We start from the raw sequence: 23,574 nt of genomic DNA, 5'->3' as shown, positions 1-23,574 counted from the left end.
GTTCCTGGAGGATCCATGACCCCCACCGTCCCCGCCTCGACCTTCGAGACGCCGCTGAAGTTCGCGTACTGGGTGCCGAACGTCTCCGGCGGCCTGGTCGTCTCCACCATCGAGCAGCGCACCGACTGGCAGCTGCCCTACAACGCCCGCCTCGCGCAGATCGCCGAGAACTCCGGCTTCGACTACGCGCTGACCCAGACCCGCTACGCCGCCAGCTACGGCGCCGACAAGCAGCACGAGGCCTCCGCCTTCTCCATGGCCCTGCTCGGCGCCACCGAGCGCCTGCGCGTCATCGCCGCCTTCCACCCCGGCATGTGGCATCCCGGCGTGCTCGCCAAGTGGCTGATCACCGCCGACCACCTCTCCGGCGGCCGGGCCGCGGTGAACATCGTCTCCGGCTGGCTGAAGGACGAGTTCGTGAAGTTCGGCCTGCCCTGGCTCGAGCACGACGAACGCTATGTGCGCACCGAGGAGTTCATCAGCGCCCTGCGCGGGCTGCTCACCGAGAACGGGTACTCCCAGGACGGCGACTACTACGCGATCGACGACTTCACCCTCTCCCCGAAGCCGGTCGAGGTGCCCGGCCGCCCCCACCCCGAGATCTTCTTCGGCGGCAACTCCACCGCCGCGCAGGACGTCGCGGGCCGGGTCGCGGACTGGTACTTCTCCAACGGCCGCACCCTCGAGGGCTACGAGGAGAACGTCGCCGGGGTGCTGGCCTCGGCGGAGCGGGCCGGCCGGCAGCCGAAGTTCGGGCTCAACGGCTTCGTGATCGCGCGCGAGTCCCGCGCCGAGGCCGAGGAGACGCTGCGCGAGATCGTCGCCAAGGCGCACCGCCCCGCCGTCGAGGGCTTCCGGAAGTCCGTGCAGGAGGCCGGGGCCTCCACCAAGGACGGCAAGGGCATGTGGGCCGGCTCCTCCTTCGAGGACCTCGTCCAGTACAACGACGGCTTCAAGACCCGCCTGATCGGCACCCCCGAGGAGATCGCCGACCGCATCATCGAGTACAAGAAGATCGGGGTGAACCTCATGCTGACCTGCTACCTCCACTTCCAGGAGGAGGTCGCCGCCTTCGGCCGCGACGTGCTGCCGATCGTGCGCGAGAAGGAGCGCGACCTCGCCCGCTCCCGCGGCACCGAGCTGAACACCGAGGCGCTGCCCGTCGTCCCCGGCGTCAGCGCGGAGGAGGCCGCGGCCGCCACCGCCCGGACCCTCCCGGCCGGCCACCCGGCGAAGGCCGCGGTGGCCGCATGAGCGCCGAGCGCAGCTTCGGCTTCCGCACCCGCGCCCTGCACGCGGGCGGCACGCCCGACGCCCAGCACGGCGCCCGCGCGGTCCCGATCTACCAGACCACCTCCTTCGTCTTCGACGACGCCGCCGACGCCGCGAACCTCTTCGCGCTGCAGAAGTACGGCAACATCTACTCCCGCATCGGCAACCCCACCGTCGCGGCCTTCGAGGAGCGCATCGCCTCCCTCGAGGGAGGCATCGGCGCGGTCGCCACCGCCTCCGGGATGAGCGCCGAGTTCATCACCTTCGCGGCCCTGGTCGGCGCCGGGGACCACGTGGTCGCCTCCGCCCAGCTCTACGGCGGCACCGTCACCCAGCTCGACGTCACCCTGCGCCGCTTCGGGGTGGAGACCACCTTCGTGGCCTCCTCGGACCCGGAGGACTACCGGGCGGCGTTCCGGCCGGAGACCAAGGTGCTGTACGTCGAGATGATCGGCAACCCCTCCGGCGAGATCGCCGACCTCGAGGGCCTGGCCGCGCTCGCCCATGAGCACGGGGTGCCGCTGGTGGTCGACGCGACGCTCGCCACCCCGTACCTGGTGCGGCCGCTCGAGCACGGCGCCGACATCGTCATCCACTCCGCCACCAAGTTCCTCGGCGGGCACGGCACCACCCTCGGCGGCGTGGTCGTCGAGTCCGGCCGCTTCGACTGGGGCAACGGGAAGTTCCCGGGCATGACCAAGCCGGTCGCCTCCTACGGCGGCATCCGCTGGTGGGACAACTTCGGGGAGTACGGCTTCCTCACCAAGCTGCGCTCCGAGCAGCTGCGCGACATCGGCCCGTCCCTGTCGCCGCAGTCCGCCTTCCAGCTGCTGCAGGGCGTCGAGACGCTCCCGCAGCGCATGGACGCCCACCTGGTGGGCGCCCGCGCCGTGGCGCAGTGGCTGGATGAGGATCCGCGGGTCTCGTTCGTGACCTGGGCGGGGCTGGAGAGCCACCCGCATCGTCAGCGCGCGCAGAAGTACCTGCCGCTGGGACCCGGCGCCGTCTTCGCGTTCGGGGTGCGACCCGTCGGCGACTTCGACAGCGAGCAGGAGCAGGCCGCCGCGGCCCGCGCCACCGGCGAGAAGGTGATGGAGGGCCTGCAGCTGGCCTCGCACCTGGCGAACATCGGCGATGCCCGCACACTGGTGATCCACCCGGCCTCCACCACCCACCAGCAGCTCAGCCCCGAGCAGCTCGTCGAGGGCGGGGTGCGGCCGGACCTGATCCGCATCTCGGTGGGCCTCGAGGACGTCGAGGACATCCTCTGGGACCTCGACCAGGCGATCACGGCCGCGACAGGAGTCCAGCGATGACCGACCAGATCCAGCGCACCTGGCAGGGCCCGTCGGCCCCCGAGCGGCTCGCGATCCTGCGCCGCGCCCGCAGCATCGCGATCGTGGGCGCCTCGGCGAATCCCGCGCGGGCCAGCTACTTCGTGGCGACCTACCTGCTCTCGAGCTCCCCCTACGACGTCTACTTCGTCAACCCCCGGGCCGACACCATCCTGGGCCGGCCCGCCTACGCCTCGCTCGCCGACCTGCCGGTGGTCCCGGACCTGGTGGACGTCTTCCGCCGCCACGACGACCTGCCCGGCGTCGCCCAGGAGGCCGTCGACGCGGGCGCCTCCACGCTGTGGCTGCAGCTCGGCTCCTGGCACGAGGAGGCCGCGGCGCTCGCCGAGGGCGCGGGACTGGCGGTGGTGATGGACCGCTGCGTGAAGATCGAGCACGCCCGCTTCCACGGCGGCCTGCACCTGGCCGGTTTCAACACCGGCGAGATCGGCTCGCGGAAGCAGCGGCTCAGCGGGCGCAGCTGACGTATCCTCGGCCTTCAGGCGCGGGTCGGGGTCACCCTCGGCCCGCGTTCTGCTGCGTGGGGGCGGCGGGGCCGCCCGGCGGCCGCTGGCTCAGCCCTCGACGCGGATCCGCAGATGCTCCGCGAAGGCGGGGGCCAGCGCCGCGACCTGGTGGGCGTCGAGCGTCGCCCCGGCCAGCGACTCGAGGTTGCCGATCGACCCCATCTCGAGCCCGCGCAGGTCCACGTCCCGCAGCCGCGCGTGGGCGAGGGCGAGACTGCCGGCCCGGCAGTTCACGAAGGCCACGCGGGTGGCGGTGACACCGGTGAGGTCCAGCTCGTCGAACGTGCAGTCCTCGAACAGGACGTCCTCGAGCGTCGCCGAGCGCAGGTTGAGCCAGTCGAACTTGCAGCCGACGATGCGGGTGGTGCGCACGGCGGCGTCGTCGATGTCCAGCGCCCCGAGCCGGGAGCCGACCAGCTCGACCTCGCGCCAGGTGGAGCGGGAGGCCTCCAGGACCGGCGCGTGGAGACGCTCGATGCGGGTCTCGATCAGCCGCGCCGAGGTCAGGGTGGTCCCGTGCGCGGTGACGCCGAGCAGCTCGCACTCGGTGAACGTCGTGCCGGTGAGGTCGAGGTGGGACAGGTCGGTGCCCTGGAAGCTCATGACCTCGACGACGCCGTGCGCGGCGAGGGCGGCGGTGTCGCCGGGGTCGAGCGCGGGCAGGCGCAGGGGGCTGAGCACTGGCTGCGGGGTGGTGCGCGATCGTGGCACGGGGCTCCTGGGTAGGGCGGGTGGTCGGGAGGCCCGATCCTCTCACTGCGCGGACGGGGCGGGGTGCGGGCGACGGACGCTCCGGCGGGATTCGAACCTGCGACGGACTCCTTATGGGGGAGCTGCTCTACCGGGCTGAGCTACGGAGCGGGGCGTCGGCGGGGCCGACGGTCCTCAGCCTGCCCCGGGGTTCCCGGGGCTGTCGAGCGTTTCGTCATGTGCTGACGCACGGCGACGCGGAGGGCGGTGGGACGTCATGTCCTTGCGGGCATCGGCCGCGATGGGGGACGCGCAGTGTTCCTCCACCGGCGGCGCTTTTCCACATTTCGGGAGCGCGTGTGGACAGAAATCCCTTGGTGCCACTGGGTATTCGTGACGCACGCACCGTGTGCGTTCTGAAAGTGCCTGTGGCCTGGGCTGCGGCGGAACTCGGGCGCGCGCGAAAACGACGGTTCCTCCCCAGTCGAAGTTATCCACATTCCTCTTCGACCCTATCCCGTGTCGGCCTCCGACGGAATACTGAGGGCATGTCACAGATCGCGCAGGGAATCGGCTCGGCCGCTGGTGATCCCCACCAGCTGCTGGTCGACGCCGTGCGCGACGGGGGCCCCGGGGCGCTCGCCGCGGCGCTCGGCGATCAGGCGTTCCTGCTCAGGGAGCTGGCCCTGCGCCCGCTTGCGCTGTTCGTCGCCACCGATCGGGGCGCGCCGGGATTCGCGGAGGTCGTCGGCCGCCTCCACGAGCTCCGCAGCGCGATGGACGCGCTCGAGGCCCGCGCGGTGGTCGCCCTCGCCGATTCCCTCGGCCTCGAGAAGAAGGCCGAGCTGATGGCCCGCGCGGCCCAGGAGTCCGATCAGCTCCCGCCCCCGAAGGCGCTCCTGCGGGAGGCGTCACGGAGCGCCGCGCGCGAGGTCTCGATGATCATCGGCCGCTCCCCGGCCTCGGCCGCGCACTCCCTGGCCTCCCAGCGGCGCCTGGTTGCGGACATGCCCGAGATGTTCACCGCGCTCGCGACGGCGAAGGTCACCAGCGACGTCGCCCACAGCGCCTCCCGCTCCTTCTCGGTGCTGTCCCCGACCCACCGCGCGGACGCGGACCGGCTGCTCGGGCAGCGCCTGCCCGCCCTCGACGCCGCCGGCGCGGAGGAGTGGAGTGCCGCCACCGCCGCCGCCATCTCCCAGGCCGACCCCTACGGGCAGAAGCGTCGGCACCTGCGGGCGAAGCGGGAGCGGCACGTCACGGTGCGGCGGGCCGAGCACGGCATGGCCACCGTCTCCGCCCGGATCTCCGGCCTGGACGCCGCGAAGATCCGCAAGCGGCTCTCGCTCGAGGCGGAGCGGCTGCGCGCCGCGGGGGACCGGCGCGGGCACCAGGCGATCCAGGCCGACGTCCTCGTGGATGCCCTCGTCGGCCAGCGGCAGGGGAGCGAACCGGTGACCCTCGACATCGGCGTCATCATCACCGACCGCGCCCTGATCCACCCCGGCGCCGGGGAGCTCGCGCAGATCGAGGGATACGGCGCCGCGCCCGTGGAGGTGCTGCGCGAGGAGCTGCGGGGAGCCCTGGGCGCGGCCCTGATCGACCAGGCCGACGAGGCGCTGGGGTCCGACGGGCCCGCCCTCCGCGCGGTGCTGCGCCGCCTGTACACCCATCCCCGCACGGAGGAGCTGGTCGCCGTCGAGGCTCGCGCCCGGGCCTTCCCGCCGGCGCTGGCACGGTTCATCCGCTGGCGCGACCAGATCTGCCGCGGTCCCTTCTGCGACGCCGCGATCCGGCAGTGCGATCACGTCCGTCCCCACGCCTCCGGCGGACCCACCAGCCTCGACAACGCCCAGGGGCTGTGCGCCCTCTGCAACGACAAGGAGCGGCAGACCCGCAGCGTGACGCAGGTCGGTGATCGGACCGATGGGCACGCGGTGGAATGGACCAGCCATACCGGCACCCGCCGGGTCACCCGTCCTCCTGCGCTGGCGCCCTCACGGCCGCGGCCGCGCATCGTCCGCCTCGACCCCGCGGCGTCGGCGCCGCCCCGTCGACGACCGGGCCGCGCCGCGAGGAAGCGGCCGCCGCCCGCGGACGACCCCGAATCCCGAGCCTGAGGGCCGGTCCGCGCCGGTGCGTCTGTGCGCCCGCGCGCCCGGGTGCCCGGGCGCTCAGCCCGTCACGCCGCAGCTGCCGCCTTCGCGGCCGCCGGCAGCGCCGCCGCGATCCGGTCCAGCACGGGCTCGGTGTGCGCGGTCGAGACGAACCAGGCCTCGAAGGCCGAGGGCGGCAGGTACACCCCGCCCTCCAGCATCGCGTGGAAGAACCGCGTGAACGCCGCCGTGTCCTGCGCCTTCGCGTCCGCATAGGTCATCACCGGCTGCTCCCGGAAGAACACCGAGAACAGGGTGCCGGCGGTCTGGATCACGTGCGGCACTCCCGCCGTGGTGAGCGCGTCGGCCACCAGCTGCTGCAGGGTGCGCGAGGCGGAGCCGAGCGTCGCGTACGCGGACTCGTCCAGCCCCTGGAGGGTCGCCAGCCCGGCGGCGGTGGCCAGCGGGTTCCCCGACAGCGTGCCCGCCTGGTAGACCGGCCCGGCCGGGGCCAGCAGGCCCATCAGGTCCCGCCGTCCGCCGAAGGCCCCCACCGGCAGGCCGCCGCCGATGACCTTGCCGAAGGTCATCAGGTCCGGCGCCCAGCCCTGGCCGTCGATGCCGTAATGCCCCTCACGGCTCGCGCGGAACCCGGTGAGCACCTCGTCGCTGATCAGCAGCGCCCCGTGCGCCTGCACCGTCTCGGACAGGAAGCGGTTGAAGCCCACGCCGTCCTCCTCGGGCGGGGTGATCACGCCCATGTTCGCCGGCGCCGCCTCGGTGATGATCGCGGCGATCTCGCCGCCGCGCTCGGCGAACAGGGAGCTGACCGCCGCGCGGTCCCCGTAGGGCAGCACCACGGTGTCGCGGGCGGTGGCGGCGGTGACCCCCGCCGAGCCCGGCATCGCGAAGGTCGCGACCCCGCTGCCGGCCTCCGCGAGCAGCGCGTCCACATGCCCGTGGTAGCAGCCGGCGAACTTCACCACCACGTCGCGGCCGGTCGCGGCGCGGGCTACCCGCAGCGCGCTCATCGTCGCCTCGGTGCCGGAGCTGACCAGGCGCAGCTGCTCGACGGGTCCGATCCGGGCCACCACCTCCTCGGCGAGGGAGACCTCGCCCGGCTGCGGGGCGCCGAAGGACAGCCCCCGACCCGCCGCCGCGCGCACCGCCTCCACCACCTGCTCGTTCGCGTGGCCGAGGATCATCGGCCCCCAGGAGCCGACCAGGTCGACGTACTCGTTGCCGTCGGCGTCGTGCAGCAGCGCCCCGCGCGCATCGGTGAGGAACGGGGGAGTGCCGCCCACCGAGCCGAAGGCCCGCACCGGGGAGTTGACCCCGGAGGGGATCACCTGCTGGGCGCGGGCGAAGAGGTCGGCGGATCGGGTGGAGGGGAGTTCCGGGGTCATCAGCTGCTCCTGGGGCTCGGGAGGGGGCAAGAGGTCAGTGCGGCGCGGACGCGCCGGTCACAGGAATTCGCGCAGATGGGCGGGCAGGCCGTCGCGGTACCAGCCGGCGACCTCGCTCGCGTAGTAGGTCAGCACGGTCGAGGCGCCGGCGCGGCGGAAGGCCAGCAGCGTCTCCAGCACGGTGCGGTCGCGGTCGATCCAGCCGTTCGCGGCGGCCGCCTCGATCATCGCGTACTCGCCGGAGACCTGGTAGGTGCCGACCGGCACGGGGGAGGCCTCGGCGACGTCCCGCAGCACGTCGAGGTAGGCCAGGCCCGGCTTGACCATCACCAGGTCGGCGCCCTCGGTGACGTCGAGCGCGAGCTCCCGCAGCGCCTCGCGGCCGTTGGCCGGGTCCTGCTGATAGGTGCGGCGGTCGCCCTGCAGGGAGGAGTCGACGGCCTCGCGGAACGGCCCGTAGAACGCCGAGGCGTACTTCGCGGTGTACGCGTAGATCGCGGTCTCCTGGTGGCCGGCCGTATCGAGGGCGTCGCGGATGGCGGCGATCTGGCCGTCCATCATCCCCGAGGGGCCCAGCAGGTGGGCGCCGGCCTCGGCCTGGGCGAGCGCCATCTCGCAGTACCGCACCAGGGTGGCGTCGTTGTCCACGCGCCCCTGTGCATCGAGCACGCCGCAGTGGCCGTGGTCGGTGAACTCGTCCAGGCACAGGTCCGCCATGATCACGGTGGCATCGCCCAGCTCGGAGCGCAGGCGGGCCAGGGCCTGGTTGAGGATCCCCTCGGGAGCGGTCGCCCCCGAGCCGACGGCGTCCTTGTGCTCGGGCACCCCGAACAGCATCACGCCGCCGACGCCGCGCTCGGTGGCCTCGGTGGCGGCGCGGACCAGGGAGTCCATGGTGTGCTGCTCGACGCCGGGCATCGAGGTCACGGGCCGGCTCTCGGTGGCGCCCTCGCGCACGAACATCGGCAGCACCAGATCCGCCGGGCGCAGGGTGTGCTCCCGCACCAGGGAGCGCATCGCGGCGCTCGAGCGCAGCCGACGGGGACGGTCGATCGGGCCGGGGACGGAGGAAAGGGTCATCGGGGCTCCTTCGGGCAGGACATCAGGAACGGTGGTGATCGGGCAGGGCCGGGGCGGTGAGCACCTGCTGGACGGCGCGGGCGAGGGCCGCGTCGGTGGGCTCGGCCGCCTGGGCGCCGACGACGAGGCCGGCCGCGCGGGCGGCCGCGCTGGTGGGCGCGCCGATGGTGACGACGGCGGTGGAGGGATGCACGCCCAGCTCGGCGGCGCGGCGGGCGATCATCGGGCTGGTCAGCACGATGGCTCCGTAGGCCCCGGCCGCGAGGCCCTCCGCGACCGCCGGCGGCACCGCGACCGGTTCGGGCCGGTAGGCGGTCACCTCCTGGACCCGGTAGCCCTTCGCGCGCAGGCCGTCCGGCACGGTGCGGGAGGCGGCGGCCGACGCCGGGAACAGCACGCGGGCCCCCGGTGCGGCGGGCGGCAGCAGGTCGACCAGGGCCTCCCCGGAGCCGGCCGCGATGAGGTCGACCCGCACCCCGGCGGCCCCGAGCGCCTCCGCGGTGCCCTCCCCGACCGCGACCACCTGGGTGGTCGCGGGCACGGCGGGGCGACCGAGCGCATCGACCGCGGTGCGGGAGGTGACCACCAGGTGCGTGTAATCCCCGGCGGCGAGAGCGGCCAGGGGCTCTGCGAGCAGCGCGGGGTCCGCGCCCACCAGGCGGATCAGGGCCTGGTGCTCGGCCGCCAGGCCCAGCGCGCGCAGCTGCGCGACCGCGGCGTCCCCGCGTCCGGGCGGGCGGGCCACCAGGACGGGGCGCAGCGGCCGCGCGGCGCTCATCAGGCGCGGGCCTGCGCGAGGATGTCGCCGGCGCCGCGGGCGATGAGGTCGGCGGCCAGTTCGGCGCCGAGCTCGTACGGCACCGAGTCGGGACCGGAGAGGGCGTCCTGCTCGAGGTCGAGAGCCACGCGGGCCTCGCCCTCGACGACGTGGGAGCCGTCGGGACGGATCGCGAGGCCCCGCAGTCGCAGCACCCCGTCCTGCTCGAGCTGCGCGTAGGCGGCCACCGGCGCCGAGCAGCCCGCCTCGAGGGTGCGCAGCAGGGAGCGCTCGGCGGTGACCGCGGCGCGGGTGGCGGGATCGTCGACCGCCTCGAGGCGCGCGGCGAACCAGGTCGACTCCTCCACCGCGGCGCGGGTGGCCTCGACCGCGAGCGCCCCCTGGGCCGGGGCCGGGAGCATGACGTCCACCGGCAGCAGCTCGCTGATCGACGCCTCGCGGCCCACCCGGCGCAGGCCGGAGGCGGCCAGCACCACGGCGTCGAGGTCCGCGTCCTCGCCGAGGGCCCGGCCCAGCCGCGTCTCGACGTTGCCGCGGATCGCCACCACGTCCAGGTCCGGGCGGGCGCGCAGCAGCTGCGCGGCCCGGCGCGGGGAACCGGTCCCCACCCGGGCGCCCGTCGGGAGCTCGGCGAGGGTCAGCCCGTCACGGGCGCAGAGCGCATCGCGCGGGTCCTCCCGCACCGGGATGCAGGCCAGGGCGATCTCCTCGAGCGGGGCGGTGGGCAGGTCCTTGCAGGAGTGGACGACCACGTCGACCTTCCCGTCCAGCAGGGCCTGGCGCACGGCGGTGACGAACACGCCGGTGCCGCCGATCTGCGCGAGCGGGCTGGTGCGGTCGCGGTCGCCGTGGGTGCTCACGTGCACCAGCTCCACGGCGTGGTCGGTGGTCGCCACCAGCGCCTCGCCGACCTGGCCCGACTGGGTCAGGGCCAGGTCGGAGGCGCGGGTGCCGATCCGCAGCGGGGAGCCCGCGAACACCGAGGTGCCCACGGACTGCGCGGGCCCGGGCGTCATGAGGCGGCCCCGGCCGCGGCCTCCTGGGCGCGGGCGCGCTCCACGTCCTGCGCCGAGTCCACGGCGCTCGTGGTGGGGCGGCACAGCCGGCCCACACAGCAGTTGGCCCCGCACACGTCCGGGGTGCCGCCGAAGTCGGTGACCACCCGGCGCGGGAACTCCAGGTCCAGGCGCTCCTGGACCAGGTCGGCCAGCGCCGCGATGAAGCGGGGGTCCTCGCCGGAGGTCGCGACCCGGCGGAAGGCGAGCCCCTTCTCCTCGGCGGTCTCCTTGGCCTCGGTGTCCAGGTCCCAGACCACCTCGACGTGATCGGTGACGAAGCCGATCGGCACCACCACCACCGCGTCGGCCGCATCGTCGGCGGCGAGCTGGGCGATGACGTCGTTGACGTCGGGCTCGAGCCACGGGATGTGCGGCGCCCCGGAGCGGGACTGGTAGACCAGCTGCCAGTCCGGCAGGTCGGGGGCGTCGTCGTGCAGCTGGTCCATCACCCAGCGGCAGGCCGCGAGGTGCTGCTCGACGTACCAGCCGCCGGAGCCCTCCACGCGGGTCTCCTCCGGGCCGGAGGCCTCGGCCATCGAGTTCGGCACCGAGTGGGTCGAGAACAGCACCGCGACCCGGTCGGCGTCGTGGCCCTCCGCGGCGAGGCTCGCGAGCGCGGTGGTCAGGCCGTCGACCACCGGCTCGAGGAAGCCGGGGTGGTTGAAGTAGACCCGCACCTTGTCGATGGAGACCTCGCCCGCGAGGCCGGTCTCCTGCAGCACCATGCCGAAGTCCTCGCGGTACTGCCGGCACGAGGAGTAGGAGGAGTAGGCGCTGGTGACGAGACCGAGGGCGTGGCGGCGGCCGTCGGCGTGCAGGGCGCGCACCGCATCGGCGTTGTACGGCGCCCAGTTGCGGTTGCCGAAGTAGACCGGCAGGTCGATGCCGCGGCGCGAGAGCTCCTGCTCGAGCGCGGCGATCATCGCCCGGTTCTGCTCGGTGATCGGGCTGCGGCCCCCGAGGGCGCGGTAGTGACCGGCGACCTCCTCCAGGCGCTCGTCGGGGATGCCGCGACCGCGGGTGACGTTGCGCAGGAAGGGGATCACGTCCTCCTGGCCGGCGGGGCCGCCGAAGGAGGAGAACAGGATCGCGTCGAAGGGCTTCGGCTCGCCGCGGCGGGTGTGGGTCGCGGAGGCGGGATCGACGGCGCGCGGGGAGGGCATCTGTGCGGTGGTCTCAGTCATCAGGGTTCCTCGGTTGCGATGGTGGGGATCAGACGAGCAGGGCAGCGACGTCCGCGAGGGAGTCGAGGCGGCGCCCGGTGTGGAAGGGCAGCTCGTCGCGCACGTGCAGGCGGGCATCGGAGTAGCGCAGGTGGCGCATCATGTCGACCAGGTCGTGCAGGTCGTCGGCCTCGAAGGACAGCAGCCACTCGTAGTCCCCGAGCGAGAAGGCGGCGACGGTGTTGGCGTTGACCTGCGGGTAGTCGCGGCCCATCATCCCGTGCTCGCGGAGCATGCGGTTGCGCTCCGCCTCGGGCAGCAGGTACCACTCGTAGCTGCGCACAAAGGGGTAGACGGTGATCCACTGCTTGCGCTCGAAGTTCGGCATCATGAACGAGGGCGCATGGCTGCGGGAGAACTCCGCCATCCGGTGCACGCCGACGGCGGCCCACTCGCGGTGCAGCCAGGTGCCCGCGAGGGAGCGCTCGAACTCGCGCAGAGCGCTCTGCAGGGCCTCGGGCGCGTCGGCCGCGAGCCACAGCATCAGGTCGTCCTCGGCGCGGAAGCCGGAGACGTCGTAGAAGCCCAGCACCTCGGCGCCCTCGCCCTCCATCAGCGCCACCGCCTCCGTGAGCGCGGCGGTGATCTGCTCGGCGGTCACCTCGCCGTCCTCGGCGAGTCCGGAGAGCCGACGGAAGACGGTGTAGCTGGTGTACCGGGTGGTCTGCGCGATCTCCTCGGCGGGGCGGGACTGCGGGGTCGCGGTCATCGGCGGTGTCCTTCCACGGGGGGTGTCGGCTCGGGGTCCGGGGTGGGGCCCGAGGGGGTCTGCGAGGCGGCGTCGGCGCGGACGACCGCGTCGATGCCGGTGCCGGCTCTCCAGGAGCCGACGAGTTCGAGGCTCGGCTGCGCAGCGAGCAGGCCGGTCAGGGCGTCGAGCGCGGCGCGGTGGCCGGGCAGGGGCTGGCGCATCGCCCGATCCCAGTCGATCACGGCCGCCTCCAGCAGCTGCTCGCGGCGCAGCGGGATCCGCACGATGCGGGAGGCCTCCGCGAGCGCGAGGTCGATGATCCCCTCGCGCTCCGGGAGCTCCTCGCCCGGGCGGCCGTAGGACAGCCGCAGCAGGTGCGGGCTCGCCGCCGTCGGCAGCGCCTCGCGCAGCGCCTGCTGCACGTGCTCCCACTTCGCGCTCGCGTGGGTCAGCGCCTTCGCGCGGATCCCGGCGGTGCCGGGGCCCACCAGCGCGCCGGTGCCGGTGGGGAAGGCGTCCAGCGCGGGCGCGTCGACCACCAGCGCCACCAGGCGCACGGCGGCCGACGGGGCGGCCGGGATCGCCGCGGAGACCTCGGGGGCGGCGGTGCGCAGCAGCTCGCGGGCGGTGTCGGGAGGGCAGGCGAGCACCAGGTGCTCGGCGGCCAGGCGCTCGCCGCGGGTGGTGACCAGGGTCCAGGGGTCACCGGCGTCCGCGCCGCGCTCCACGCCCGCGGCCTCGACCCCGGTGCGCAGGATCCCGCCGGCGGCGAGGAACTGCTCGCGCAGGGCGGCGGGGAGGGCGGCCATGGTGGGGGTGAGGGCGTGGACGCGGGTGCCCGCCGACGCCCCGGCGCGGGCAGCCTTCCGGCCCGCGCCGCCGCGCAGGCGGCGCACGGTGCGGGTCAGCGAGCCGTGCTGGGCGAGCCCGGCGCTGAGCTGCGGGGAGGCCGCCGCGAACTCGAGGGTGGCGGGGTCGGCCGAGTGCACCCCGCCGACCACCGGGGCGACCAGGCGCTCGTGCACCCGCCGGCCCAGTCGCCGCGTCACCACGGTGCGGACGGTGGCCCCGGGGCGGGCTCCGTAGGCGGCGGGCAGGAAGCGCTCCAGGCTCGCCCGCAGCGCACCGACGGTGCCCAGCACGGCCCGGACCTCCGCAGCCAGCGGACGGCCGGGGATGCCGAGCAGCGCGCCGCCGGGAGCGCGGTGCACCCCGGCGTCGGAGACCAGGCGGCTGCCCAGGCCCTCGCGCGGGGTAACGATCCGGCCGGCGAGCCCCAGCTCGGTCACCAGGGCGTCGACGGCTCCGGAGGCCGTCGAGTACGCCTCGGCGCCCGCGTTCACGGCCACGCCGGCGAGCTGTGCCTGCGCGATCGCGCCGCCGACGGTGCCGGCGGCCTCGAGCAGCACCACCCGGTGCCCGGCGCGCTGATGGCGGCGGGCGGCGAGCAGACCGGCCAGTCCGGCGCCGACGACGAGGGTGCGCGCGGTCATGCCCGGCGCACGTCCTGGGCGTGGAGGAAGGCCACCAGGTCGGTGAGGACCTGCGGGTCCGTCGTCGGCGGGACGCCGTGGCCGAGGTTGACCACGTGCCCGCTCGCGCCCGCCCCGGCGGTCAGCACGGAGCGGGCCTCGGCGAAGCGGGCCTCCTCCGAGGTGAACAGGACGGCGGGGTCGATGTTGCCCTGCACCGGGGTGCCCGCGGGCAGCACCCCGAGCGCCCGGTCCAGCCGCAGGCGGTGGTCGACGCCGATCGCGGTCGCCCCGGCCTCCAGCATCGGGGTCAGCAGGTGGGCGGCGCCGACCCCGAAGTGGATGCGCGGCACCGGCAGGTCGGCGACGTGGGCGAGGGTGGCGGCGGAATGGGCCTGCACATGGGTGCGGTAGACGTCCTCGCCGAGCGAGCCCACCCAGGAGTCGAACAGCTGCACCGCGGAGGCGCCCGCGAGCACCTGGGCGCGCAGGAAGCGGCCCGAGAGCTCCGCGACCCAGGCGGCCAGTCGCGCCCACAGCTCGGGCCGGGAGCGCATCAGCGCGCGGGTGCGCAGGTGGTCGCGGCTGGGACCGCCCTCGACCATGTAGCTGGCCACCGTGAAGGGGGCGCCGGCGAAGCCGATCAGCGGCGTGGTGCCGAGCTCGGCGACCGTCAGCCGCACGGCCTCGCGGATCGGCTCGAGCGCCGCCTCGTAGCGGTCGCCGAGGGCGGGCAGGGCGTCGATGTCGGCCTCGGTGCGCACCGGATGGTCGAAGACCGGACCGACGCCCGGCTGGATCTCCACGCCGAGGCCCGCGAGGCGGGCGGGGACCACGATGTCGGAGAAGAAGATCCCGGCGTCGACCCGATGGCGGCGCACCGGCTGCACGGTGATCTCGGCGGCCATGTCCGGGCGCACGCAGGAGTCGAGCATCGTGGTGCCCTCGCGCAGGGACCGGTACTCGGGCAGGGAGCGCCCGGCCTGTCGCATGAACCACACGCTCGGCGTGGGGGCTCTCACCCCGCGCAGCTCCTGCAGCAGTGAGGCATCGGCCACGCCGCCGTCGTCCGTGCCGCGGCGGGCGGGATGCTCCGCGGGCAGTTCGGACCCGGGTGGGGAGGAGGCCGGGACGGGGGTGAGCGGGGGCGCCGCGGCGTCCCGGCCTGCGGTGTTCCCGGATGCTGACAGGTGTCGCGAACGATCTGACGACCTGTCGCCAAATGTGCGCTCTGACGTGGGGTTTGTGTTCATGACGCCCCCATTGTGCATGCGAACCCTGAGCGGGGCGGACGGGCCGCGCCGCCGCCCTACACTGGCGGACATGCTCGCTGCTCTCCGTGCCTCCCACGAGCACCTCGATCTCGATGTGCTCGACGCCCTGACCCGGGGGGCGGACGCCCTCCCGCAGGTGATCGAGCAGCTCCAGGCCGAGCGGGGCGGCGCCGTCGGCGCGACCCCGGTGATCTCCGGCGAGGTCGTGATCAGCACCTGCAACCGTCTCGAGGTCTACCTCGACACCGACCGCTTCCACGAGGGCGTGGACCTGGTCATCGACGCGGTCTCCCGCACCAGCGGCCTGGACCGCGAGGTGGTCTCGCTCTGCTTCGACGCCGCGATGGACGCCCCCGTGCCCCAGCACCTCTACGAGGTCATCTCGGGGCTGCGCTCGCTGGTGCTCGGCGAGGCCGAGATCGCCGGTCAGGTGCGGCAGGCCTACGAGAAGGCGCGCCGCGGCGGCCGCACCACCTCGATGCTCCACGACCTGTTCCAGCACGGGTTCCGCTGCGCCAAGAGCGTCGCCACCCAGGCCCCCGTCGGCGCCGCCGGTCGCTCCGGCGCCGCCGTCGCCGTGGACCGGGCCGGACTCGAGCTGGGCGGCTTCGAGGGCTGCAGCGTCCTGATCATCGGCACCGGCGCCTACGCGCGGCTGGGGCTGGCCGAGCTGATGCGCCGCGGGGTGCGGGAGGTCCGGGTGTTCTCGCCCTCGGGCCGGGCCGGGGGCTTCGCCGAGCGCCACGGCGCGCACGTGGTCCGGCCCGACGGCCTCGAGCAGGCCATCCGCGAGGCCGATCTGGTGCTGGCCTGCTCGGGCCGCGGCACCTCGCTGTTCCCCGAGCAGTTCCTGGACGCCGGTCGCACCGTGGTGCTCGACCTCGCCCTGCGCTCGGACCTGCATCCGCTGGTGCGCCACCTCAAGGGCATCACCGTGCTGGGGCTGGCGGACCTCAAGCTCGGCACCGAGGCGGAGGCCGATCCGGCGCTGATCACCGCCCGGGAGATCGTCGCCGAGAACGTCGAGGCCTTCCGCGTGCAGCAGGAGGTGCGCCGGATCGACCCGGCGATGGCCGCCCTGCGCCGCGAGGTCTTCGATGCGGCCGACACGGAGATCGACCATCTGCGCCGGACCGTCTCCGGGGAGACCGCGGACCAGCTCGAGCGCTCCGTGCGCCGCATCCTCGGCAAGGTCATGCACCAGCCCGCCGAGCGGGCCCGGCACCTCGCCGAGACCGGCTTCGCCGATGCCTACGTCGAGGCCTTCCACACCATCTTCGGGATCGACATCTCCGCCGCCGGGGGAGAGGGCCCCGAGGGCTCGCCGGACGGCGGCGTCGGGGAGCGGGAACCGGTGCCGGCCGGCTGGATGCGGGCCGACCGCACCGTGCCGCCGTTCTCCTCGGTCCGGACGGCCGCCCTCGCGGACGAGACCGCCGCCCCGGCGCCCCTGTCGGCCGCGACGGCGGCCCGCGTCGCCCTGCGCGGCGGGAAGTGCCCGGCCGGCTTCGGAGCGGCACCGGCCGAGCAGGTCGGCACCCGGGACTGAGCGGCGCCGCCGCCGGGCGTCGAGGCGGGGTTCAGCACTGCGCCGCGAGCTCCCGCAGCCGGTCGCGGTCGCGGATCGTGGTCCACCGCCGCCCGGACTCGATGACGCCCTCGCTGCGCAGTCGGCTCATCACCCGCGAGACCGACGCCGTGGTGGATCCGGTGATGCCGGCGAGATCGGCGCGGGAGAGCGGCACCTCGAGCAGGGTCCCGTCCCCGCTGGTCTCGCCGAACTTCTCGGCGAGCCGCAGCAGCGTCGCCGCGACCCGCTGCGCGACCGTCGCCGTGGACTGCTGCGTCACCGAGGACCGGGCCAGCGAGAGCTGGGTCGAGACGGCATGGAGGACGCGCAGGGCCACCTGCGGGCGCCGGGTGAGGATCTCCCGGAACTCGGCGGTCCCGATCCGGAGGGCGCAGACGGTCGTCAGCGCCTGCACCGTCTCGGTGTACTGCGGTTGGCCTAGGATCTGCAGGCTGCCGAAGAGATCGCCCGGCGCCATCAGGTCGACCACGACGTCCTGCCCCTCCGCGGTGGAGCGGAAGGCCTTCGCCCGGCTCGAGGCCAGCAAGTAGAGGTGCTCGGCGGGGTCGCCCGCGCGGTAGAGCAGATCGTCCGTCGCCCAGGCGCGGGCGGTCATCACGGCGTCGACGTCGGTGAGCTGGTCCGCGGAGAGGTCGGAGAACACGTCGACGCCCTGCAGGACCTGCATCCGCACCTCGACGGGGCACGGATGGGGGCGGGAGCAGAAGGAGCGCAGGGGGATGCGGCGACGCTCGGCGCCGGCCGCGAGAGGACGCATGCGGATCTCGGACGAGGTGTTCACGACGGTGCCTCCATACCGCATCACACCAGAGAAGCTCCGCAGATTCCACTGCCCGAGGACGCGAAGTGCGTCGAGCGGTCCGAAGGGCCGGCGCCGCACCCCTCGCCCGCCGAGCGCAGGCGGCGTGCGGAAAATTGTCCCAGGACAAGACGCCCCCGCAGAATGATCGGTACGTTCCCCTCACCCCGGTGACCTGCATGACGGCGGGTCGCGTCCCCACAGAACGGTGGGCCAGGCGTGAGCGTGAAGAATGATCGTCCCCAGGAGCGGACGAACCGGTCCGAGATCGCGATCTCCAAGGGCTGGGTGCAGGGCGTGGCCCTGGTGCTGATCTTCGGATTCTTCGTGATGGGTGTTCTCGCCTATCGGACATATACCCATTCGATGCCGCTGCCCCAGCAGGTGGTCAGCGAGAACGGTGACGTGGTCTACACCGAGGAGGAGATCACCCGCGGCCAGAACGTCTTCCTCACCCGCGGCATCCAGCAGTACGGCTCGATCGTCGGCCACGGCGCCTATCTCGGACCCGACTACACGGCGGAGTACCTGCGCCTGAGCAGTGAGCACATCCGGGGCCAGCTCGAGCAGCAGGGCGTGCAGGAGCCCGCGGCCGCCACCGCCGAGATGCAGCGCACCAATCGGTACGACGAGGAGTCGGGCGTCCTCGTCCTGACGGACGAGCAGATCAGCGCCTTCGAGGAGCTGAAGCGGTACTACGGGGACTTCTTCGGCGATCCGACCACGGTGAACGGGCTGATCCCGAGCGCGATCACCGATCCGCAGGATATCCACGACCTGACCGCCTTCTACGCCTGGACGGCGTGGGCGAGCGCCGCCGAGCGACCCGGCCTGGACTATTCGTACACCAACAACTGGCCGGCCGAGCCCCGCGTCGAGAACCACCCGACGGCGGACATCCTCGTGTGGTCGGCGATCTCCCTGGTCGCCCTGCTGGCCGGCCTGGGCATCCTGTTCGCCGTCTACGGTCGCTGGAGCAGCCACCTGGGCTGGAAGGGCAACGACGCCTCGCGCCTGAAGTTCCTCCAGCCCGGTGCGGTGGGGATCACGAAGGCTCAGCGCTCCACGGCCTGGTTCTTCCTGGTGGTCGCCCTGCTGTTCCTCATCCAGTCCACCGTGGGCGCGTCCGTCGAGCACTATCGGGTCGAGCTCCAGGGCTTCTTCGGCTTCGACCTGGCGCAGATCTTCCCGTTCAACCTCGCCCGGACCTGGCACGTGCAGCTCTCGCTGCTGTGGACGGCCGCCACCTTCCTGGCCGCCGCGATCTTCATCGCCCCGATCATCGCGGGCCGGGAGCCGCGGGGGCAGCACCTGCTGTCCTACGGTCTGCTGGGCGCGCTGGCGCTCGTGGTCGTCGGCATGTTCGGCGGCACCGCCATCAGCATCTACGGTCCGGAGTGGGCCGAGGGCTCGCCGTTCCTCTCCCAGCAGTGGGAGTACCTGGACCTGCCCCGCGTCTTCCAGGCACTCCTGGTGATCGGGCTGTTCCTGTGGTTCCTCATCATCGTCCGCGCGATCCGCTCGCGGCTGCGGACCGAGTCGAAGTTCAACATGCCCTGGCTGTTCGTCTACGCGGCGCTCGCGATCCCCGCCTTCTACGCGGTGGGCCTCCTGGCGACGAACGAGACCCACCTGACCGTGGCCGAGTTCTGGCGGTTCTGGGTGGTGCACCTGTGGGTCGAGGACTTCCTCGAGCTGTTCACCACGGTGATGGTGGCCTACCTCTTCGTGATGCTCGGCGTGGTGCGCCGCAAGATCGCCATCCAGATCATCCTGCTCGACGTCATCCTCTACTCCGCGGGTGGGGTGATCGGCACCATGCACCACCTGTACTTCTCGGGCACCCCGGTCGAGCACATGGCCCTGGGCGCCGTCTTCTCCGCCCTGGAGGTCATCCCGCTGACCTTCCTCACCGTGGAGGCCTGGACGTTCCTGCAGCTCGGGGCGCGGCAGGAGTCCCGCTCCAGCGCCCCGTTCCCGCACCGCTGGGCGGTCATGTTCCTGGTCGCCGTCGGCTTCTGGAACTTCCTCGGCGCGGGCGTCTTCGGGTTCCTCATCAACCTGCCGGTCGTCTCCTACTACCAGATCGGCACCTCGCTGACCGCGAACCATGCGCACGGCTCCATGATGGGCGTGTACGGGATGATGGCCGTCGGCCTGGCGCTGTTCGCGCTGCGCTACATCATCCCGCCGCAGAAGTGGCCCGACCGGCTGGCCAAGCTCTCCTTCTGGTCGCTCAACATCGGGCTCGCGTGGATGATGTTCGCCACCCTGCTCCCGCTCGGCGTGCTGCAGCTGTGGGCCTCCGTCAACCAGGGCTACTTCGAGGCGCGCGAGCTCGGGTACGTCACCCAGCCGGGCAACGTGGCGCTGGAGTGGATGCGCATGCCAGGCGACGTGCTGTTCCTGGTCGGAGGCGTCCTCCCGTTCGTGTACATCACCTGGCTCGGCGTGCGGTACGGCGTGAGGGCGACGGTCACCCGGATGGAGCCCGAGACCCTGTTCGTCGAGGAGCACCCGGAAGCCCGCGAGGACCGCACGGGCAGCCCGGACACGCCGGTCTCGGCCTCCGTGACCACCCCGGACACACTGCCGCCCAGCCGGTACACCTCTGACCGTCGACGACAGGACGGGGAGGGGACGACATCGTGAGCGCCATCGAGCTCACCGCGTGGCTCTCCGCCGGCTATGCGGGGTTCCTCCTGCTGGCCGCCTACGGCATCGACCTGCTCGCCCGACGCGCCCACACCGCGAACGACGACCAGCAGACCCGCGGCTTCACGTTCCACGAGGATCACGATGCCTGGCTGTGCCCCGAGGACCAGTGGCTGTGGCCCCAGTCGTTCGACCCCGAGAACCGCGTGATGCGCTATCGCGGCAGCCCCACGGTCTGCAACTCCTGCCCGGTCAAGGACAGCTGCACCTCCTCCGACGACGGTCGTGAACTGGGACGGACGGTCGACGCCTGGCCGTCCTCGGAATCCGCCAGGTTCCACCGCGGGATCGCATGCGCCGTGACCGTGCTCGCCGTGGTGTGGCCGGTGGTCGCCTCCTTCACGGTCGAGCACTGGACCGGCCAGGTGATGCTGCTGGCGACAGCCCTCGCGATCGCGATCGCCGGGCTCCCGCTGTGGTCGCATTTGCGCCACTCTCCCGTGGACCCCGAAGGCGTGCTGTTCAAGTCGCTGGACGAGAACCTGGAGGAGCGAGCCCTGGTGGCGCTGGACCTCGAGCGCCGGCGCACCAGCTACGCCTCTGATCGACGGGCCACCACGGACGCTCCGGTCCCGCTGTCCCTCGGGCGGACCCGATACGCCTCTGACAGAAGGGACATCGACGAGAATGCCTAGCCCAGTGATCATCGCGATCGTGGTGGTCGTCCTCCTGCTCGTGCTGGTCATCGCCTCGCTGAAGGTGGTGCGCGAGTACGAGCGGCTGGTCGTCTTCCGCCTCGGCCGCCTGCGCGGTTCCCTCGGCCCGGGTCTCGTGCTCATGCTGCCGTTCCTGGACCGCTCGGTGCGGGTGGATCGGCGGGTGGTCACGCTGACCATCCCGCCGCAGGAGGTGATCACGCGCGACAACGTCACCGCCCGGGTGAACGCCGTGGTGATGTTCAAGGTGGCCGACCCGGTGCGCTCGGTGATGGAGGTCGAGAACCACGCCGTCGCCACCTCCCAGTTCGCCCAGACCACCCTCCGTTCCGTGGTGGGTCGCGCGGACCTGGACACGCTCCTGGCCCACCGCGCCGATCTCAACGAGGACCTCCAGCAGTCCATCGCCCAGCAGGCCGTGCCGTGGGGTGTGGATGTCTCCGTGGTGGAGATCAAGGATGTGGAGATCCCGGAGATGATGCAGCGGGCGATGGCCCGCCAGGCCGAGGCCGAGCGCGAGCGACGGGCCAAGGTGATCAGCGCCCATGGCGAGCTCGAGGCGTCCGAGGAGCTGCGGGACGCGGCGAAGATCCTCAGTGAGGCCCCCGCAGCGCTGCAGCTGCGCTACCTGCAGACGGTGCTCGAGCTGGGTGCCGATCAGAACTCCACCGTGGTCTTCCCGCTGCCGATGGACATCGTCGGACCCCTGATGGGTGCGCTGGACCAGTTCTCCTCCGGCGGCACTCGCCGTGAGCCCCCGGCCACCCCAGTCCCGACCGAGTCGCACGGACTGGCCGTGGTCGACGACCGTGCAGAAGGGCGATCACGATGAACGACATCGAACCCGCTACCGGACCGGCCGCCGGATCCGCCGGCGGATCTGGACCCGGGGCGGTCTCCGCCGCCGACACCGAGCTCGTGTACGACGACACCCCCGCGCCTCCCGGCCGCCGGGTGCGCCTTCAGCCCACCCCGCCGGGGTTCTGGTGGGTGCTGCTGGGGGCCATCGTGGCGCTGCTCGGCCCGTTCTTCGGCATCCTCATCGGCAGCACCATCGGCAGCCACGACACCGCCAGCAGGATGGACCCGCTGTACTGGGGCTTCTTCCTCGGCGGACTCATCGGTGTCGTGGGCCTGCTGGCAGCCGCCTTCGGTGGCAGGACGCTGCTGCGCCACTCACGGGCGATGAACCCCGAGGCAGAGCGCGAGGAGGAGGACCTGTGAGCATGTCCCACGCGCAGCCACCGGCCGTCGTCGAATCCGGCCCGGGCCTCACCGCTCCGGCTCCGAGCCGCAGCGGCTTCCGATCGGACCGGGCCGCGGATCGGTGGATGCGGCGTCTCCTCCAGATCACGGGTGTCGACCAGCGATCCGGCGAGGGTGCGCACCACGCCTTCCGCATCTCGGTCGTCATCTCGGCTCTGCGATGCCTCATCACGTACGTGGCGATCCCCGTCCTCGTCCCGATCCTGAGCCTCGCCGGCTGGGTCGCCGCTCCGGTCGGGATGGCGCTGTGTGGGATCGCCGCGGTCAACGGCGTGCTCAGTGTGCGCCGCTTCTGGCGCGCGGATCACCCGCACCGCTGGACCTACACCGCCTTCATCGGGGTCGTCTTCGTGATCCTGACCATTTCCGTGGCCACAGAACTGAGCCGATGGGGAGTCCTACCGTGAGCACTATGCACAACTCGAGAACCGATTTCCCCAGGACCGACGCAGCACACGACGAGGCCCCCCGCAGCCCCCCGCCGACGACGGAGGGCTGGACCCCCGAGGACAGAGCACCGAGTGCGGCCGAGAACAACTTCATGAGCTTCGCCCTGTTCGGGGTCCTCGTCCTCTTCGGGATCGGCTGCTTCATCCTCCTCTGACCCGCTCAGCCTCGGCGTCTGAACAGCCCGCGCCAGCCGCGGCGAGCGGGAGGAGTCCTCCGGCCCGGGGGCCTGGTGATCCTGGGACGCTACCCGCTCGTGGGCCTCGTCGGGATCGATCCGCAGCCCGTCCTCGTCGACCCAGACGTCGGTCCAGCCGATGTCGGACTCGTCGCGCGGGGAGTACTCGCCGCGCGGGCCGAGGCTCTCGCGCACGTCCTCGAGCTCGATCTCCTCTGGCGCCCTGACCTCCTCGCCGCGGTGGGGCACCGGGCAGGTCCAGAAGAACGGGCACCCCGGGCAGCCAGCGGTCTCCTCATCGGGCGCCGCCTCACGCTGCATCTGGACGCCGTCCAGCTGCTGCAGCATGCGCAGCCGCGCCTCGAACGGGTTGAGTTCCATATCCGGTTCAGACTACTGCGCCGGGCCGGTCAGGATCGGCGCTTCCGCCGACGGGGGGGGGGGGGGGGGGGGGGGGGGGGGGGGGAAAAAGGGAGAGAGGGGGGGGGGGGGGGGGGGGGGGGGGGGGGGGGGGGGGGGGGGGGGGGGGGGGGGCGACCCCCGTAGGATCGACGCCCCACCATCCGCCAGGAGGCCCCCGATGAGCACACCGCAGCAGCGCGTCCACGACGCCACCCGACGGCTGCTCGATCTGCTCGCTGTCGGCGAGCCCCTCGCCCCGGAGGCGATCGAGCTGCGCGCGGAGCTGGCCGAGGCCACTGCCGAGGCGGGCCACCTCGATGACGCGTACTACCAGGTCGAGGAGCTGCTCAAGGACGCCCAGCGCCATCACGGCCCCGACCACGAGGCCGTGCCCGCGCGCACGGGCCGCCGTCGAGGCGGTGCGGGCGATCGGGCTGCGGGCGGCTGAGCAGGGCTGAGTCGGGGACAGCGCCCGCCGTTCACCATGCGAAGCCGGCCTCCGTGAGCTGCCGGTCGGTCGTCCTCACCCGCCGAGGCCACATAGGTCGCGGTGGTGTGGTCCACGTCCAACATCACGTGGACGTTTCCGATGATCGGCGGGCAGACCCCGTTCGGGCAG

General features: G+C 73.1%; 22 protein-coding genes and 1 tRNA gene. 12 read left to right on the top strand and 11 right to left on the bottom strand.

Features of this window, described 5'->3' with window-relative positions; genetic code table 11:
* Positions 1–15 precede the first annotated feature (15 nt).
* The 3 genes from sfnG to ACOJUI_RS14385 are packed head-to-tail and all read left to right on the top strand — an operon-like array spanning position 16 to position 3,091.
* Positions 16–1,254, top strand: coding sequence for a dimethylsulfone monooxygenase SfnG (gene sfnG / locus ACOJUI_RS14395; RefSeq protein ID WP_422115624.1), 1,239 nt, complete (start codon positions 16–18; stop codon positions 1,252–1,254).
* Complete coding sequence (locus tag ACOJUI_RS14390; RefSeq protein ID WP_422115623.1) at positions 1,251–2,588, top strand: O-acetylhomoserine aminocarboxypropyltransferase/cysteine synthase family protein; 1,338 nt, start codon at positions 1,251–1,253, stop codon at positions 2,586–2,588. Before sfnG ends, ACOJUI_RS14390 begins: the two co-directional genes overlap by 4 nt.
* On the top strand, positions 2,585–3,091 hold the full coding sequence (locus tag ACOJUI_RS14385) for a CoA-binding protein (protein WP_422115622.1): 507 nt from the start codon (positions 2,585–2,587) through the stop codon (positions 3,089–3,091). The genes ACOJUI_RS14390 and ACOJUI_RS14385 overlap by 4 nt, the downstream gene beginning before the upstream one ends.
* A gap of 90 nt (positions 3,092–3,181) precedes the next feature.
* Here the strand turns inward: ACOJUI_RS14385 and ACOJUI_RS14380 are convergent, their stop codons facing one another.
* Both ACOJUI_RS14380 and ACOJUI_RS14375 read right to left on the bottom strand, forming a co-directional pair.
* Positions 3,182–3,844 carry a pentapeptide repeat-containing protein gene (locus ACOJUI_RS14380; protein ID WP_422115621.1) on the bottom strand — a complete coding sequence of 221 codons (663 nt, stop codon included), beginning with the start codon at positions 3,842–3,844 and terminating at the stop codon, positions 3,182–3,184.
* Positions 3,845–3,920: 76 nt separating this feature from the next.
* A tRNA-Met gene (locus ACOJUI_RS14375) sits at positions 3,921–3,994 on the bottom strand.
* Positions 3,995–4,371: 377 nt separating this feature from the next.
* Here ACOJUI_RS14375 and ACOJUI_RS14370 point away from each other — a divergent pair.
* Complete coding sequence (locus ACOJUI_RS14370) at positions 4,372–5,943, top strand: HNH endonuclease (protein ID WP_422115620.1); 1,572 nt, start codon at positions 4,372–4,374, stop codon at positions 5,941–5,943.
* A gap of 62 nt (positions 5,944–6,005) precedes the next feature.
* Here the strand turns inward: ACOJUI_RS14370 and hemL are convergent, their stop codons facing one another.
* From hemL to hemE, 8 genes are read right to left on the bottom strand one after another with little or no spacing between them, the layout of a single operon-like run.
* Positions 6,006–7,325: a glutamate-1-semialdehyde 2,1-aminomutase gene (gene hemL, locus ACOJUI_RS14365; RefSeq protein WP_422115619.1), complete on the bottom strand. Its 1,320-nt coding sequence runs from the start codon at positions 7,323–7,325 to the stop codon at positions 6,006–6,008.
* 57 nt (positions 7,326–7,382) lie between these two features.
* Positions 7,383–8,405 (bottom strand): porphobilinogen synthase, encoded by a 1,023-nt coding sequence (gene hemB, locus ACOJUI_RS14360; RefSeq protein WP_422115618.1) that lies wholly within the window; start codon positions 8,403–8,405, stop codon positions 7,383–7,385.
* A 22-nt stretch (positions 8,406–8,427) separates the two neighbouring features.
* A complete protein-coding gene (locus ACOJUI_RS14355; RefSeq protein ID WP_422115617.1) occupies positions 8,428–9,183 on the bottom strand; it encodes a uroporphyrinogen-III synthase in 756 nt (251 codons plus the stop codon).
* Positions 9,183–10,199, bottom strand: a complete 1,017-nt coding sequence (gene hemC / locus ACOJUI_RS14350) for a hydroxymethylbilane synthase (RefSeq protein ID WP_422115616.1) — start codon at positions 10,197–10,199, stop codon at positions 9,183–9,185. Before hemC ends, ACOJUI_RS14355 begins: the two co-directional genes overlap by 1 nt.
* The gene (locus tag ACOJUI_RS14345) at positions 10,196–11,425 is read right to left on the bottom strand and encodes a ferrochelatase (protein ID WP_422115615.1); all 1,230 of its coding nucleotides are present in this window, start codon (positions 11,423–11,425) and stop codon (positions 10,196–10,198) included. The genes hemC and ACOJUI_RS14345 overlap by 4 nt, the downstream gene beginning before the upstream one ends.
* 28 nt (positions 11,426–11,453) lie before the next feature.
* Positions 11,454–12,173 carry a hydrogen peroxide-dependent heme synthase gene (gene hemQ / locus ACOJUI_RS14340; protein ID WP_422115614.1) on the bottom strand — a complete coding sequence of 240 codons (720 nt, stop codon included), beginning with the start codon at positions 12,171–12,173 and terminating at the stop codon, positions 11,454–11,456.
* Positions 12,170–13,648 (bottom strand): protoporphyrinogen/coproporphyrinogen oxidase, encoded by a 1,479-nt coding sequence (locus ACOJUI_RS14335; RefSeq protein WP_422115613.1) that lies wholly within the window; start codon positions 13,646–13,648, stop codon positions 12,170–12,172. The genes hemQ and ACOJUI_RS14335 overlap by 4 nt, the downstream gene beginning before the upstream one ends.
* Complete coding sequence (hemE, locus tag ACOJUI_RS14330) at positions 13,645–14,685, bottom strand: uroporphyrinogen decarboxylase (protein ID WP_422115612.1); 1,041 nt, start codon at positions 14,683–14,685, stop codon at positions 13,645–13,647. Before hemE ends, ACOJUI_RS14335 begins: the two co-directional genes overlap by 4 nt.
* A gap of 265 nt (positions 14,686–14,950) precedes the next feature.
* On the opposite strand from hemE, the gene ACOJUI_RS14325 reads away from it, so the two are divergent.
* Complete coding sequence (locus ACOJUI_RS14325; RefSeq protein WP_422115611.1) at positions 14,951–16,450, top strand: glutamyl-tRNA reductase; 1,500 nt, start codon at positions 14,951–14,953, stop codon at positions 16,448–16,450.
* Positions 16,451–16,481: 31 nt separating this feature from the next.
* On the opposite strand, the gene ACOJUI_RS14320 is transcribed toward ACOJUI_RS14325, so the two are convergent.
* A complete protein-coding gene (locus ACOJUI_RS14320) occupies positions 16,482–17,273 on the bottom strand; it encodes a Crp/Fnr family transcriptional regulator (RefSeq protein WP_422115610.1) in 792 nt (263 codons plus the stop codon).
* A gap of 237 nt (positions 17,274–17,510) precedes the next feature.
* On the opposite strand from ACOJUI_RS14320, the gene ACOJUI_RS14315 reads away from it, so the two are divergent.
* The 7 genes from ACOJUI_RS14315 (at position 17,511) to ACOJUI_RS14285 (ending at position 23,403) form a co-directional block, all read left to right on the top strand.
* Complete coding sequence (locus ACOJUI_RS14315; RefSeq protein ID WP_422115609.1) at positions 17,511–19,943, top strand: nitric-oxide reductase large subunit; 2,433 nt, start codon at positions 17,511–17,513, stop codon at positions 19,941–19,943.
* On the top strand, positions 19,940–20,641 hold the full coding sequence (locus tag ACOJUI_RS14310; RefSeq protein ID WP_422115608.1) for a hypothetical protein: 702 nt from the start codon (positions 19,940–19,942) through the stop codon (positions 20,639–20,641). The genes ACOJUI_RS14315 and ACOJUI_RS14310 overlap by 4 nt, the downstream gene beginning before the upstream one ends.
* Entirely contained in the window at positions 20,634–21,494 is an 861-nt protein-coding gene (locus tag ACOJUI_RS14305) for a slipin family protein (protein ID WP_422115607.1), read from the top strand. The genes ACOJUI_RS14310 and ACOJUI_RS14305 overlap by 8 nt, the downstream gene beginning before the upstream one ends.
* Positions 21,491–21,886 (top strand): hypothetical protein, encoded by a 396-nt coding sequence (locus ACOJUI_RS14300; RefSeq protein ID WP_422115606.1) that lies wholly within the window; start codon positions 21,491–21,493, stop codon positions 21,884–21,886. Before ACOJUI_RS14305 ends, ACOJUI_RS14300 begins: the two co-directional genes overlap by 4 nt.
* A 218-nt stretch (positions 21,887–22,104) precedes the next feature.
* Positions 22,105–22,335, top strand: coding sequence for a hypothetical protein (locus tag ACOJUI_RS14295; protein ID WP_422115605.1), 231 nt, complete (start codon positions 22,105–22,107; stop codon positions 22,333–22,335).
* A 5-nt stretch (positions 22,336–22,340) separates the two neighbouring features.
* Complete coding sequence (locus ACOJUI_RS14290) at positions 22,341–22,532, top strand: hypothetical protein (RefSeq protein WP_422117676.1); 192 nt, start codon at positions 22,341–22,343, stop codon at positions 22,530–22,532.
* Between the two features lie 601 nt (positions 22,533–23,133).
* The gene (locus ACOJUI_RS14285) at positions 23,134–23,403 is read left to right on the top strand and encodes a hypothetical protein (protein WP_422115604.1); all 270 of its coding nucleotides are present in this window, start codon (positions 23,134–23,136) and stop codon (positions 23,401–23,403) included.
* The last annotated feature ends 171 nt before the right edge of the window (positions 23,404–23,574 follow it).

The sequence above is a fragment of the Brachybacterium sp. UNK5269 genome, from assembly GCF_049266655.1.
Taxonomy (GTDB): Bacteria; Actinomycetota; Actinomycetes; order Actinomycetales; family Dermabacteraceae; genus Brachybacterium.
The sequence above is the reverse complement of the archived record's forward strand: the minus strand, read 5'-3'. Positions and strand labels throughout refer to the sequence as shown.